Raw genomic sequence first — 13,187 nt, 5'->3', positions numbered from 1 at the left:
GGGGATTCGGACTCCGAGTCTGACACATTCCGGTGCGCTTGCAGCAGGGGCTGCCGCGACGGGACGGAATGGCATACCATGGATCAACCACCTCCAGAAACGCGCCCGCCATGCTTGCACGCCTGTTCCAGCCCGATCCGGTCCTTGATGTCGACACCCGCGAGTGGATCCGCGCGGTGTTTGCGTGGGTGGACCGTCAGCCCGCCGCCGACCGGCCCTTCGACCCGCCGACCCTGGTGCAGCCCATCCGTGAACACTTCCCGGGCGAGGCGGACAGCCCGCACGGCATGGCCGAGCAGGTGTTCGCCAGCGTCCGCCGGCATGCGGGCCTGGAGCAGCGCGCGGCCCGCCTGGCCGAACCCGGAGGACTGGCACCGCAGCCGGTCATCGCGCTGGGCGCGGCCAGCACCGGCGGCGAGCGCATCTTCCATTACGACCCGCAGCTGATCGGGAATCGCCAGGCCCTGGTCGGCACCTTCGCGCAGGAACTGGCGGCCTGGTGGGTGGAGGGCATCCGCGAACCCGCCCCGGCCGCCGAGGGCAATGCCGACGCCATTGCCGAGCTGGTGGCCACGCGCATGGGCTTCGGCATCTTTCTGGCCAACACCGCGTTCCGCGTGCGGGTCAACGGCTGCGGGGCGTGCAAGGGCCCGTCGGCCGATCGCGACGCCGACCTCGGCCGCGACGAACTCGCCTGGGCCCTGGCCCTGTTCTGCCGCGACCACGGCATCGCCCCGGCACGCGCCCGCGCGCATCTCGAATCGCCCCTGCGCACCACCTTCCGCAAGGCCTGGCGGTATACCGGGTCGCGCGAGGGCCGCGAAGAACGCCCCGCCGCCACCGCCTGACCGGACAAAAAAAGGCGGCGCCCGGGAAACCCCGGACACCGCCCGTCTGGCACCGAACGAGCGGCGCGATCACGCCTGCTGGGAGGCGCCCTCGGTCGCCGGTTCCGCCCGCAGCAGCTTGCGGTTCAGCCGGAACAGCGTGGCGATCGTCACCACCTGCAGATAGACCACCGGGGCCAGCAGGGCGAAATACGCCACGCTGAACTGCTCGACGACCCCGTTGGACACCAGTCCCAGATTGATGAAGAACCAGGAGAAGACCACCAGGGCCACCCCCGGGCAGATCAGCGCGTAGCTGACCGGGCTCTTCTTCTCGCCGTGGATGTAGTCACGGAAGTAGCCCAGCTTCTTCATCACCACGTAGCCGATCAGGCCGAACACCAGCTGAGCGCCCAGCACCAGCGAGGTGAACACGAACAGCATCGCTTCGTTCAGCGGAGCGCCAAAACCGTGGTGCAGCCCCATCTGATGACGGATGAAGGCAATGCCCAGCAGGGTCAGGATCGGGATCGCGATCCACAGGCTCGGGCTGGCCGCCTCCGCGATGCCGTAGCGCAGCGTCGATTTGAAGCCCAGCACGAACATCACCAGCCCCAGCACCAGCGCCAGCGCGGCAAACGTCAGCGAGAAGAAGATCCCCGCGGCGTTGATCGCCAGGTTCTCGCTCATCGCGCCCGGCGCCGCCAGACCCACGGCGATCATCGCGAACGCGAACACCGCCAGCAGCTGGCTGAGGTTGTTGTTGCCGGTGAAATCGAAATCCCCCTCGGTGAACAGCCGTGCCAGGAAGCGCGAATAGATCACCAGCGCGAAGGCGCCAACCGCCAGGAAGGCCAGCATGGCCAGCGGGAACAGGTACTCGACCACGTTCCACAGCCCCGGCACGAACACCGCGCCGACGATGAAGCCGGCGTTGATGGTCATGGCCAGGGTCAGCGGGATCGCCATCAGGGCCACTTCCTGGTTGGAACGGCGCAGCCGGGTGAAGGCCTCGGTCCGGCGAAACTGCCGGTATTCGCGGATGTTCCACACCAGCAGGCGCAGATGCAGCGCCACGAAGAACAGGATGCCGGCCATGGCCGCACCCACCAGCACGGCGATCAGCGGGCCCTCGCCCGCCATCAGCGCCATCATGGCCTCGTATGTGGGGATCGGGGTGTCATAGGGCGTCATGAACATCAGGAACATGAAAAACGTAACGGCCGTGCCACCGGCCCCCAGTGCGCCCAGGAAATACATCGGGCTGTATTCTTCCCCGAGGTTCTTCCGAATCATGCGGGCTCTCCTTTCCTGTTATTTAGTGTTTTCTAATATAAGCACCCTCTTATCCTTGAGCAAGGGAAGTCCCGCGGCCCCCGTACATTCCGGCGATTGCGTCACATAACCCCCCGCACCCCCCGCCGGACCCGTTACAATCCGGCCACCGACGCCCCCCGAACAGCAGGAACGGCCAGTGAGCGACGCGGACGCCCTGTCAAAACATACCCCCATGATGCAGCAATACCTGCGGATCAAGGCGGAGTACCCGCAGACCCTGCTGCTCTACCGCATGGGGGATTTCTACGAGCTGTTCTACGACGACGCCGAGCGCGCCGCCGGGCTGCTGGACATCACCCTCACCCGCCGCGGCGAGTCGGCCGGCGAGCCGATCCCCATGGCCGGGATCCCGGTGCACACCCTGGAGAGCTACCTCGCGCGGCTGCTGAAGCTGGGCGAGAGCGCGGCGATCTGCGAACAGACCGGACAGGTGGGCGAGAACAAGGGACCGGTGCAACGCGAAGTGGTGCGCATCGTGACCCCGGGCACGGTCACCGAAGACGCCCTGCTGGAGGCGCGCCAGGTCAATCGCATGGTCGCCGTGTGCCCGGCCGCCAGCGCCGCCGTGCGCGGCCGCAACGAAGGCTACGGCATCGCCAGCCTGGAGTTCGCCAGCGGCCGTTTCCGGGTGCTGGAGGTCGCCGACGCGACCGAACTGGAGGCCGAACTGGCGCGTCTCGACCCGGTGGAATGCCTGGTCCCCGACCCGGCCCCGGCGATCCCCGGGATCGAGGCCTGGGCCCCGCGGCATCATGCCGACTGGCATTTCGACGCGATCTCCGCGCAGCGCACCCTGACCCGGCATTTCGGCACCACCGACCTGGCCGGCTTCGGCTGCGACGACCTGGTGCTGGGCCTGGCCGCCGCGGGCGCGCTGCTGGCCTACGTGCAGGCGCAGCATCGCGGCAACCTTGCCCATATCACCGGGCTCGGGCGCGAACACCGCGGCCAGATGCTGATGCTGGACCCGGCGACCCGGCGCAACCTGGAGCTGACCCGCACCCTGAGCGGGGAGCGCCGCGGCTCGCTGTTCGACCTGCTGGACACCAGCCGCACACCCATGGGCGCCCGGCTGCTTTCGCAGTGGCTGCACCAGCCGCTGGCCGACCGCGCCCTGCTGCGCGAACGCCAGCAGGGCATCGCCACGCTGCTGGACCACGCGGCCGAACAAGGCCTGCGCGAGGCCCTGACCGGCATGGCCGACGTCGAACGCATCGTCTCGCGTATCAGCCTGGGCTCCGCACGGCCGCGCGATCTGGTCGCGCTGCAGGCGGCGCTGGAACGCCTGCCCGGCCTGCACGCGGCACTGCAGCCCGCCGCAGACGAGGCCGACACCCTCGCCGCCCTGCGCGACGAACTCGCGCCGGAGACGGAACTGAGCGAAACCCTGGCCCGCGCGCTGGTCGACGAGCCGCCGATCCGGGTCACCGACGGCGGCCTGATCCGTCCCGGCTTCGACCCCGAACTCGACCGCCTGCGCGATCTGGAACACAACGCCGACGGCTTCCTGCGAGACCTGGAGGCGCGCGAACGCGAGGCCACCGGCATCGCCACGCTCAAGGTCGCCTACAACCGGGTGCACGGCTACTACATCGAGGTGGGCCGCTCGCGATCGGAGGAGCTGCCCGGGCGCTTCATGCGCCGCCAGACCCTGAAGAACGCCGAGCGCTACACCACCGAGGAACTCAAGCGCTTCGAGGACGAGATCCTGTCCGCACGGGAACAGGCCCTGGCGCGCGAACGCCAGCTGTTCGACGACCTGCTCGCCGGCCTGCAGGGGCACGCCGACCGCCTGCGCGCGATCGCCGACGCGGTGGCCCGGCTGGACGTGCTGGCCACCCTCGCCGAACGCGCCCGACGGCTCGACTGGAGCCGCCCCGAACTGGTGCCCGAGACCGGCGTCCACATCGAGCAGGGTCGCCACCCGGTGGTGGAGGCCAGCCTGGACACCCCGTTCGTGGCCAACGACACCCGACTGGATCCCGAGAGCCGCCGGCTGCTGGTCATCACCGGGCCCAATATGGGGGGCAAGTCCACCTACATGCGCCAGACCGCGCTGATCGTGCTGCTGGCCTGCATGGGCAGTTTCGTGCCCGCGGACGTGGCCCGCATCGGGCCGGTGGACCGCATCTTCACCCGCATCGGCGCCTCCGACGACCTGACCTCCGGGCGCTCGACCTTCATGGTGGAGATGACCGAGGCCGCCAGCATCCTGCACAACGCCGGCGAGCGCAGCCTGGTGCTGATGGACGAGATCGGGCGCGGCACCTCCACCTTCGACGGCCTGGCGCTGGCGCTGGCCTGTGCCGAGCGCCTGGCGCGGGAGAACCGCGCGCTGACCCTGTTCGCCACGCACTACTTCGAGCTGACCGCGCTGGCCGAACGCGAACCGGCGGTGGCCAACATCCACACCGACGCGGTGGAACACGGCCACGACATCGTGTTCCTGCATCAGGTCCGTGAGGGGCCGGCCAACCAGAGCTACGGGCTGCAGGTAGCCTCGCTGGCGGGGGTGCCGGCCGACGTGCTGCAGCGTGCCCGCACCCACCTGGCCGATCTGGAAAGCCGCGCCCGGGACAGCGACTCGCCCCAGCTGGGGCTGTTCCCGCCGGAGCCGCCCGCACCCGCGGCGCCGGAAGAACCCGCCCCGCCGGCACCCGAAGTACCCGAGCCGGCGCGGGACGTCGCGCGGGCCCTGGCGGAACTCGATCCGGACGGCCTGACCCCGCGCGAGGCGCTGGACGCGCTCTACCGGCTCAAGGACACGCTGGAACGGGGAGTCGCGGAATAACAGCCGCAGCAGCCGGGATTCCCGGCCGCTCGGGAGGAGCGGTTACAATACGCCGAACGGACCGAGCGACGGCACACAGGAGCCGTGGCGTCGCAACACGACCAATGGAGAAGCGCAATGGCTTTCATCGTTCTGGAGAACTGCATCCGGTGCAAGTACACCGATTGCGTCGAAGTCTGCCCGGTGGACTGCTTCCACGAGGGGCCCAACTTCCTCACCATCGACCCCGACGAATGCATCGACTGCACCCTGTGCGAGCCGGAGTGCCCGGCCGAGGCGATCGTCCCCGAGGATGACGTGCCCGAGGATCAGGTGCACATGATCGAGCTCAATGCCGAACTGGCGCGCACCTGGCCGGTGATCACCGCGCGCAAGGACCCGCCGGAAGACGCGGAAGAGTGGGACGGCGTCGAGGGCAAGCTGCAGTACCTGGAGCGCTGAGACCCCGCCCGGAGCCCCGCACTACGGGGCTTACCAGAGCCAGGTGGCCGGGTCCTCGATGGCCCGGTCGTCGCTGTTGCGGATCACGCCCTTGATGCACCGCACCAGCACCCACACCAGGAACAGCAGCCCGATGATCAGGCCGATCCCGATCGCCGCGGTCAGGGTCGCCAGCACGGCCATCAGCAGACCGATCCAGAAGGTCCGGATCTGATACTGCAGGTGGGTCTCGCTGATCGCATCCGCATCGCTGCGCTTCACATGCGCCATGATCACCCCGACCAGGGCCGTGATGGCGACAAAGAAGCCAACGAAGTACAGCACGTAGATGATCGTCACGAACGTGCGCTCGGTGCGGGGTTCATTCGCCAGTTCCGTTTCCATGCCTCTCTCCTTCTCCGATTGCTGCATTCGCGCGCGAGCGCGCTCCTGCGGGTCATCCCGGTGCCTGATTGTGGGAGCGTGCTTGCACGCGAATACGGCGCTTGCCGAAGCCCCCATGCCTTCCCGGCTCACCCTGCCCCGCCCAGCACGATCAGTACGATGCCGGCCAGCGCAAAGCCGAACCCGGCCAGCTGCAAGCGGCTCATGCGCTCGGCCTGAAAGAACCGCGCCAGCAGTGCGGTGGGCGCCGGCGACAGGGCCCCGGCCACCGCGATCACCGACAACAGCCCGATGCGTACGGCCACCACGAAGGCCAGGGTGGCGAGCCCCTGCAGCAGGCCCGCCAGCGCGACCAGCACCAGCGTGCTGCGGGCCATGTGTCGCTCGGGGCGATGCAGCAGCATCACGCCCAGCAGCACCAGACCGCCCACGCCGCCGGCCATGACCACCGGCCACAGGGCCGACCCCTCGCTGGCCTGGTCAAGGAACACGAACACCAGGCCGAAGGCGACCCCGGCAAGCACGCCGTCGAACACCCCCAGCAGCGGATGCGGCCCGCGGTGACCGTGGCCATCCGCCCCCCGCACCGGCGCGTCCGGGTCACGCGGACTGGCCTCCCGGGCCCCGCCCGACACCAGCGCGATCGCGACCACGATGGCCACGATCCCCGCCAGCGACAACCATCCCGGGCGTTCGCCAAGGGCCAGCCCCGCCGCCAGCGGCACCAGCGCCGAGAGCACCCCGGTCACCGCCGCGACCAGCCCCATGTAGCCTTCGGCCAGTCCGCGGTAATAGGCCAGCAGGCCCAGCGCCATCGCCACGCCGGAGCCGCCGCCCCACAACAGGGCCGCTTCCCCGGGCAACCCCGCCACCAGCAATGCCAGCACCAGCAGCGGCGCGGTGACCAGCAGCTGCGAATAGCATGCCACCACCAGCGCCGAAACCCGCCGCGAGGCCAGGCCGCCGAGAAAATCCCCCGCGCCGTACCCCAGCGCGGTCAGCAGGCCCAGCAAAAAGGCCATGTCAGTCGCCGGCGCCCTCCAGCATCTGCCGCAGGGCGGCCTCGCTGGCGGCCGCGCCGGTGCCGGTCACCGTTCCCTCGCCATCCAGGAACACCACGCTCACGTGATCGCGCTGATGCGGCATGAAGCCCATGTCATCGGGTCCCTCGGTCACACCGGTGCGATAGGGACGCTCCTGCATGCGCGGCATGACCACGTTCTCCAGCACGAACGGCGGCATGCCGTGGGTATCGGCTACGTAGCGGATGCCGGCCTCCTCGATCGCCTCGGGCCCCATGTCCCCGAGGACATCATTGGTGATGTCGGCCGGGGCCATCTCCACGGTCATCAGCACCACGCGCGCATCGCCGGGCAGCTCCAGCGGCTCCCCGTGCTGGTCGTTGAGGGTGACGTCGGGGAAGGCGTCGCCCTCGGACAGATCGGCGGCCCCCGGCGCGGCGGCCAGCAGCAGACCCAGGCCGGCGGACAGGACCACGGTTTTCTTCAGGACGGACAGTGCTTGCATGACAGACTCCCGGTGACAGCGGATTGATCGAAGAAACGTCCCGGATGGTAACCGATCGCACCCGCGCACACTGCGAAACCGGGCACGTGCCCATCTTCGCGGGTGCACCGGACGGCGCATTTGCCTACACTGCCAGCCCGTTCCGCCGGCCTTTCCGCACGCACCGATGCTCCAGCCGATTTTCAAACTGCTGCGTCCGCACCAGTACATCAAGAACGGGTTCGTGTTCCTCGGACCGGTGTTCGCGCATGCCTGGGAGGGCGAGACCCTGCTGGCGGCCACGCTCGCTTTCCTCGCCTTCTGCGCGATGGCGAGCGCGGTGTACGTGCTCAACGACATCCTCGACGTCGAAGCCGACCGCCGGCACCCGACCAAGTGCCGCCGCCCGCTGGCCAGCGGGGCCATCGGCATCCCGGCTGCGCGGGTCATCCTGAGCGTGCTGGTGGTGCTGGCGCTGGCCCTGGGCCTGCTGGTCAGCGCCTGGGTCACCGGCCTGCTGGCGGGCTATCTGGCGCTGAACATCGCCTATTCGGCGGCGCTCAAGCATGTCGTCATCCTGGACGTCTTCAGCATCGCCGGCGGCTTCATGCTGCGCATCCTGGCCGGAACCCTGGGCCTGGGAATCGAACCCTCGCAGTGGCTGCTGCTGTGCGGCCTGATGCTGACCCTGTTCCTGGGCTTCGCCAAGCGCCGCTCGGAGCTGGCGGAAACCGCCGTGACCGCCGGCCCGGCTCCCGCGGACCCCGCCCCCGAATCCCGGGACGACAGCCGGGGCGACACTCGGGGCGACACGCGGGGCGACACGCGGCGCGTGCTGGACGACTATTCCACCGCGCTGCTGGACCAGTTCATCGCCATCAGCGCGGCCTGCACGGTGATCGCCTACGGGCTGTACACCGTCAGCCCGGAGGTCATCGCCCTGCACGGCACCGATGAGCTGATCTACACCCTGCCGTTCGTGATCTACGGGATCTTCCGCTACCTGTACCTGCTGCATTTTCGCGGGCGCGGCGGCGACACCTCGCGCGACCTGTTCACCGATGCCCATCTGCTGGTGACGGTGGTGGCCTGGCTGGGCGTGACTCTCGCGGTGCTGTCGTGAGCGGGAACCCGGTCCTGACCGGCTGGCGCCTGCGCGGGCTGATCCTGTCGGTGATCGTGGCCGCCGCGGCGTATCTGGGCATCGCCATCTGGGCCGGTGCGGAAGAGGTCTGGCACGCGCTGGTGCAGGTCGGCCCGTTCGGCCTGCTGCTGGCCCTGTCGCTGTCGCTGGTCAACTACAGCCTGCGGTTCGCCCGCTGGCAGCTGTACCTGCGGGCGCTGGCGCATCACGTCGCCGCGCCCGCCAGCCTGCACATCTACCTCGCCGGCTTTGCCCTGACCACCACCCCGGGCAAGGCCGGCGAGGCCCTGCGCGGCGTACTGCTCAAGCGCCGGGGTGTCCCCTATCCGGACAGCTTCGCTGCGTTCGTCAGCGAACGGCTGTCGGATCTGGTGGCGGTCGTGCTGCTGTCGCTGCTGGGGCTCACGCTGGTGACTCAAGGGACCTCGCTGATCCTGGCCGGCGTGGCGGCCGTCGCCACGGGCCTGCTGGTGCTGTCGCAACGCCGACCGCTGGAGGCCCTGCAACGCCACGCGGACCGCCCCGGCCGGCGGCTGTGGCGCGGCCTGCATCACGCCGCCACCATCCTGCTGCAGGCGCGGCGCTGCCACGCACCGGGCCTGCTCGCCGGCGCGACGGCCCTCAGCGTGGTGGCCTGGAGCGCCGAGGCGCTGGCCTTCTGGTGGATCCTCAATGCGATGGGCTTCGAGGCCGGATTCGCGTTTGCCGCCTTCGTGTTCGCCCTCGCCATGCTGGCCGGGGCGCTGAGCTTCCTGCCCGGCGGGCTGGGCGGCACCGAGGCGGTAATGATCGGCCTGCTCCTGCTGCACGACATGCCGGCGGCGGACGCGGTGGCGGCGACCACGCTGATCCGCCTGACCACCCTGTGGTTCGCGGTGCTGCTGGGCCTGATCGCGCTGAGCACCAACCCCGAAGCCCGTGGCCGCGAACTCCCGGACGAGCACCATGCGTAGGCGTTCCATGCCCGACCCGAACAACAACACGTCACATATCACCCCGTCATTGCGAGCGCAGCGAAGCAATCTCGCGACCCAGCCGCACGCTCCGAACCCCGGGCGGCCCTCGGCGATTGCCACGGCCCCTGCGGGGCCTCGCAATGACGAGGACGGAAAGGGCACCGGGAGACCGGCATGACGACCAGCGGCTGGAACCGGATTCCCCGGGTGGAACACGCTGCGCACAGCGCACCGGCGTTCCGCCCGGACCGGCTGCCGGACGGGCCGCTGCTGGCCCACGGCATGGGGCGTTCCTACGGCGACTGCTGCCTCAACGCCGGCGGCCATCTGCTGCACACCCGCGGGCTGGACCGCTTCGTCGAGTTCGACACCGACACTGGAGCAATCACCGCCGAGGCCGGGGTCACGCTGGACGAACTGCTGGAACTGAGCGTGCCGCGCGGCTGGTTCCCGCCGGTGGTCCCCGGGACCCGCTTCGTGACCCTGGGCGGCGCGGTGGCCAACGACGTGCACGGCAAGAACCATCACGTCGCCGGCAGCTTCGGTGCGCACGTGCAGCGCCTGACCCTGCACCGCAGCGATGCCGGCCGCGTCGAGGCCAGCCCCGAGCACAACCCGCGCTGGTTCGCCGCCACCATCGGCGGGCTGGGTCTGACCGGGCTGATCGAGACCGTGACCCTGCAGCTCGTGCCGGTGTCCTCGGCCTGGATGTCGGTATGGTCGGAACGCTTTCACAGCCTGGACGATTTCTGGGCCCTGGATGCCCGCGCGCGCCGCGAATGGCCCTACACCGTGGCCTGGATCGACTGCCTGGCCGACGGGCACCGCCAGCCCGCCGGACGCGGGATCTATTCCGCCGGGCGCCACGCGGTCACCCCTCCCCCGCGCGCCCGCTTCCGCGAATCCCGGCGGCGGGTGCCGGTGGACCCGCCGTTCTCGCTGATCAACGGCCCCGGCCTGCGCGCGTTCAACGAGCTGTATTTCCGCCAGCCGCTGCGCCGCAGTCCGCATCCGGCGCATCATCGCGGCTGGCTGTTCCCGCTGGACGGGATCCGCGACTGGAACCGCATCTACGGCCGCCGGGGCTTCTACCAGTACCAGTGCGTGCTCCCCGAACGCACCGCGCGCGACGCCGTCGCCGAGCTGCTGCGCCAGATCGCGCGCAGCGGCCAGGGCTCGTTCCTCGCGGTGCTCAAGACCTTCGGCCGCCAGTCGCCGGCCGGGATGCTGTCGTTCCCGCGCCCGGGCACCACCCTGGCGCTGGATTTCCCCGATCGCGGGGCGGCGACCCATGCGCTGTTCGAGCGACTGGATCGTGTGGTGCGCGAGGCGCACGGGGCGCTGTACCCGGCCAAGGACGCGCGCATGTCCGGCGCGATGTTCCGTGCCGGGTTTCCTGAATGGATCGAGTTCGCTAAGTTGACCGACCCTCAATTCTCCTCCAGCTTCTGGCGCCGGGTGACCGCATGAATCCGCTCAACCACGTCGTGATCTTCGGAGCGACCTCCGCCATCGCCACCGCCGTCGCCCGCCGCCTGGCCGCCGATGGCGCGCACCTGTTCTGCGTGGCGCGCAATGCCGAACGGCTGGAAAGCCTGCTGGCCGACCTGCGGGTGCGCGGCGACGACCCGGCGGGCGAGCGCATCCGCGGCCTGGCCGCCGATCCCGCCGACCCGGCCACCCACGAGAACGCCTGGACCGCCGCCCGCGAACACCTGGGCGAGGTGGATGCCGCGCTGCTGGCCTGGGGCAGCCTGCCCGATCCCGCCACCTGCCACGACTCGGTGGAGGCCACCCAGGAGGCGCTGCGCATCAACGGCACCAGCGCCGTCGCCCTGCTCACCCGCATCGCCCCCGACTTCGAGGCGCAGGGCCATGGCGTGATCGGCGCCATCGGCTCGGTCGCCGGCGACCGCGGCCGCCAGAGCAACTACGTCTACGGCACCGCCAAAGGCATGCTGGCCACCTATCTGCAGGGCCTGCGCCATCGCCTCGCACCGGCCGGCGTCGACGTGGTCACCCTCAAGCCGGGCTTCGTGAACACCCCGATGACCGAGGGCTTCGACCGCTCGGGACCGCTCTGGGTCTCGCCCGACACCGTGGCCCGCGGCATCCTGCGCGCGCTGCGCCGGGGCCGCGCGGTGGCCTATCTGCCGTGGTTCTGGCGGGTGATCATGACGATCATCCGCGCCATCCCCGACCCGCTGTTCCGGCATCTGCGGCTGTGAGCCTGCCCGCCGACGCCCCCTGGCCCGCCCGCCACTACCCGGCGGTGCTGCTCGCGGTGATCGCGCTGAAGGCGCTGATCGCCACGCTGCTGCCGATCACCGGCGACGAGGCCTATTTCCTGATATGGGCCGCCCATCCGGATCTCGGCTACTACGACCACCCGCCGATGATCGGCTGGTGGCTGAGCGCGGTCACCGCAGTGTCCGAACACCCGCTGGTGATCCGCATCCCCGGCATCCTGGTGTCCGTGGCCCCGGCGCTGCTGATCCTCGCCCTGTGGCACCGGCACGACCCGGTGCGGGCGCGCCTGGTCTCGCTGCTGGCACTGTTCATGCCGCTGCTGTTCATCGCCGTGCTGGTGGCCACCGACACCCCGCTGATCCTGTTCGGCCTGCTGGCCACCGGCCTGGTGTGGTACGCGCTGCGGGAACCGCGCCCGGGCGTGGCGGCGCTGGCCTTCTTCCTCGGCGGGGTCGCGCTGGGGCTGGCGTTCCTGTCGAAATACTTCGCCGTGCTGCTGGGCGTGGCCATCGGCCTGCACATCCTGCTGTTCGCCCGCGAGCACTGGCGCGGCCTGCTGCTGATCATCCTCGGCGTGCTGCCGGCGGTGGCCCTCAACCTGTACTGGAACTGGGACAACTGCTGGTACAACGTGATGTTCAACGTGGTGAACCGCCACGGCGGGGACGGCTTCGACCCCGGCGGCACCCTGACCTATGCCGCCCTGCTGGTGTACCTGTTCACGCCCTGGCTGCTGTGGTTCCTCGCACGCCAGCGCCGGGCCGTGGTGCAGGGGGTGCGCGAACACCGCCTGGGGGTGTTCGTCTCCGCCGGGCTGATCCCGCTGGGCCTGTTCGCCCTGCTCTCGCCGTTCGCCGGGATCGGGCTGCACTGGCTGGCAGTGTTCGCCCCGCTGCTGCTGGTGCCCGCGCTGTTCCTCACCACCCGCGCCCTGCGGATCTCGGTCTGGCTCTCCGGCCTGCTGGCCCTGCTGCACGCGCTGTTGCTGCTGGCCATCGCCACCCTGCCGGTGGACTGGCTGCGCGGCCACGGCGACCACGCCAGTGCGGTGTTCTACCTCGCGCCCGAGGAGGTCGCCGCGCTGACCGAGCCCTACGCCGACGCGGACCGGTCCGAGGAAGACTGGCATTTCTTCACCCGCAGCTACTCGCGCTCGGCCTTGCTGAGCCATTACTCCGGGCATTACTTCGGGGTCTTCGGCGAAGGCTCGCACTACGGCCGCCAGGACGACCTGATCACCGATTTCCGTGCCCTCGACGGCGAGAACTTCGTGTTCATCCCGCGCCGTGGCGAGATCGACCGCGAAGAACTGGCACCGTTCTTCGACCGCGTCGAGATCCGCACCGGCGAGGCCAGCGGCATCCCCTGGCAGGTCGCCGAAGGCCACGGCTTCGACTACGCCGCCTACCACGAGGACGTCCTGCGCCCGGTCCGCGAACGCTACTACGACATCCCCGCCTGGCTCCCCGAAGGCCGCTGCGCCTTCCGCGAGCGCTACGCAACTTCCGCGAACCACTAGCTCCCCACCCGGCCATCCTTTTTTGGCTTCC

At 69.9% G+C, this 13,187-nt stretch carries 12 protein-coding genes; 8 read left to right on the top strand and 4 right to left on the bottom strand.

All coding sequences use genetic code 11. The features are described from left to right. Positions 1-110 precede the first annotated feature (110 nt). The gene (locus tag F573_RS0109715) at positions 111-848 is read left to right on the top strand and encodes a hypothetical protein (RefSeq protein ID WP_019022427.1); all 738 of its coding nucleotides are present in this window, start codon (positions 111-113) and stop codon (positions 846-848) included. A gap of 69 nt (positions 849-917) precedes the next feature. Here the strand turns inward: F573_RS0109715 and F573_RS0109710 are convergent, their stop codons facing one another. Then, entirely contained in the window at positions 918-2,123 is a 1,206-nt protein-coding gene (locus F573_RS0109710; protein ID WP_019022426.1) for a hypothetical protein, read from the bottom strand. 178 nt (positions 2,124-2,301) lie between these two features. On the opposite strand from F573_RS0109710, the gene mutS reads away from it, so the two are divergent. Further along, complete coding sequence (gene mutS, locus F573_RS0109705) at positions 2,302-4,956, top strand: DNA mismatch repair protein MutS (protein WP_019022425.1); 2,655 nt, start codon at positions 2,302-2,304, stop codon at positions 4,954-4,956. A gap of 117 nt (positions 4,957-5,073) precedes the next feature. After that, a complete protein-coding gene (fdxA, locus tag F573_RS0109700) occupies positions 5,074-5,397 on the top strand; it encodes a ferredoxin FdxA (protein WP_018870469.1) in 324 nt (107 codons plus the stop codon). A gap of 30 nt (positions 5,398-5,427) precedes the next feature. On the opposite strand, the gene F573_RS0109695 is transcribed toward fdxA, so the two are convergent. The 3 genes from F573_RS0109695 to F573_RS0109685 form a co-directional block, all read right to left on the bottom strand. Continuing rightward, positions 5,428-5,781 carry a DUF4870 domain-containing protein gene (locus tag F573_RS0109695; RefSeq protein ID WP_018945588.1) on the bottom strand — a complete coding sequence of 118 codons (354 nt, stop codon included), beginning with the start codon at positions 5,779-5,781 and terminating at the stop codon, positions 5,428-5,430. A gap of 128 nt (positions 5,782-5,909) precedes the next feature. Continuing rightward, positions 5,910-6,803 (bottom strand): DMT family transporter, encoded by an 894-nt coding sequence (locus F573_RS0109690; protein ID WP_019022424.1) that lies wholly within the window; start codon positions 6,801-6,803, stop codon positions 5,910-5,912. A gap of 1 nt (position 6,804) precedes the next feature. Then, complete coding sequence (locus F573_RS0109685) at positions 6,805-7,308, bottom strand: hypothetical protein (RefSeq protein ID WP_019022423.1); 504 nt, start codon at positions 7,306-7,308, stop codon at positions 6,805-6,807. 166 nt (positions 7,309-7,474) lie between these two features. Here F573_RS0109685 and F573_RS0109680 point away from each other — a divergent pair, with 166 nt between their 5' ends. The 5 genes from F573_RS0109680 to F573_RS0109660 all read left to right on the top strand — a co-directional run bounded on the left by F573_RS0109680 (position 7,475) and on the right by F573_RS0109660 (position 13,156). Further along, positions 7,475-8,410, top strand: coding sequence for a UbiA prenyltransferase family protein (locus F573_RS0109680; protein WP_019022422.1), 936 nt, complete (start codon positions 7,475-7,477; stop codon positions 8,408-8,410). Then, the gene (locus F573_RS0109675; protein ID WP_019022421.1) at positions 8,407-9,384 is read left to right on the top strand and encodes a lysylphosphatidylglycerol synthase transmembrane domain-containing protein; all 978 of its coding nucleotides are present in this window, start codon (positions 8,407-8,409) and stop codon (positions 9,382-9,384) included. Before F573_RS0109680 ends, F573_RS0109675 begins: the two co-directional genes overlap by 4 nt. A gap of 177 nt (positions 9,385-9,561) precedes the next feature. Then, the gene (locus tag F573_RS0109670) at positions 9,562-10,857 is read left to right on the top strand and encodes an FAD-binding oxidoreductase (protein ID WP_019022420.1); all 1,296 of its coding nucleotides are present in this window, start codon (positions 9,562-9,564) and stop codon (positions 10,855-10,857) included. After that, positions 10,854-11,615, top strand: coding sequence for an SDR family oxidoreductase (locus F573_RS0109665; protein ID WP_019022419.1), 762 nt, complete (start codon positions 10,854-10,856; stop codon positions 11,613-11,615). Before F573_RS0109670 ends, F573_RS0109665 begins: the two co-directional genes overlap by 4 nt. After that, on the top strand, positions 11,612-13,156 hold the full coding sequence (locus tag F573_RS0109660) for a glycosyltransferase family 39 protein (RefSeq protein ID WP_019022418.1): 1,545 nt from the start codon (positions 11,612-11,614) through the stop codon (positions 13,154-13,156). Before F573_RS0109665 ends, F573_RS0109660 begins: the two co-directional genes overlap by 4 nt. The last annotated feature ends 31 nt before the right edge of the window (positions 13,157-13,187 follow it).

Origin of the sequence: Thioalkalivibrio sp. ALE23 (assembly GCF_000378545.1) — a bacterium.
Taxonomy (GTDB): Bacteria; Pseudomonadota; Gammaproteobacteria; order Ectothiorhodospirales; family Ectothiorhodospiraceae; genus Thioalkalivibrio.
This window is presented reverse-complemented; position numbering and strand designations above follow the sequence as displayed.

Excerpts from the sequence above, each read along its gene's own strand:
- F573_RS0109715 (WP_019022427.1), top strand. The coding sequence starts at position 111 with ATGCTTGCACGCCTGTTCCAGCCCGATCCGGTCCTTGATGTCGACACC.
- F573_RS0109710 (WP_019022426.1), bottom strand. The coding sequence starts at position 2,123 with ATGATTCGGAAGAACCTCGGGGAAGAATACAGCCCGATGTATTTCCTG.
- fdxA (WP_018870469.1), top strand. The coding sequence starts at position 5,074 with ATGGCTTTCATCGTTCTGGAGAACTGCATCCGGTGCAAGTACACCGAT.
- F573_RS0109695 (WP_018945588.1), bottom strand. The coding sequence starts at position 5,781 with ATGGAAACGGAACTGGCGAATGAACCCCGCACCGAGCGCACGTTCGTG.
- F573_RS0109690 (WP_019022424.1), bottom strand. The coding sequence starts at position 6,803 with ATGGCCTTTTTGCTGGGCCTGCTGACCGCGCTGGGGTACGGCGCGGGG.
- F573_RS0109685 (WP_019022423.1), bottom strand. The coding sequence starts at position 7,308 with ATGCAAGCACTGTCCGTCCTGAAGAAAACCGTGGTCCTGTCCGCCGGC.
- F573_RS0109680 (WP_019022422.1), top strand. The coding sequence starts at position 7,475 with ATGCTCCAGCCGATTTTCAAACTGCTGCGTCCGCACCAGTACATCAAG.
- F573_RS0109670 (WP_019022420.1), top strand. The coding sequence starts at position 9,562 with ATGACGACCAGCGGCTGGAACCGGATTCCCCGGGTGGAACACGCTGCG.
- F573_RS0109665 (WP_019022419.1), top strand. The coding sequence starts at position 10,854 with ATGAATCCGCTCAACCACGTCGTGATCTTCGGAGCGACCTCCGCCATC.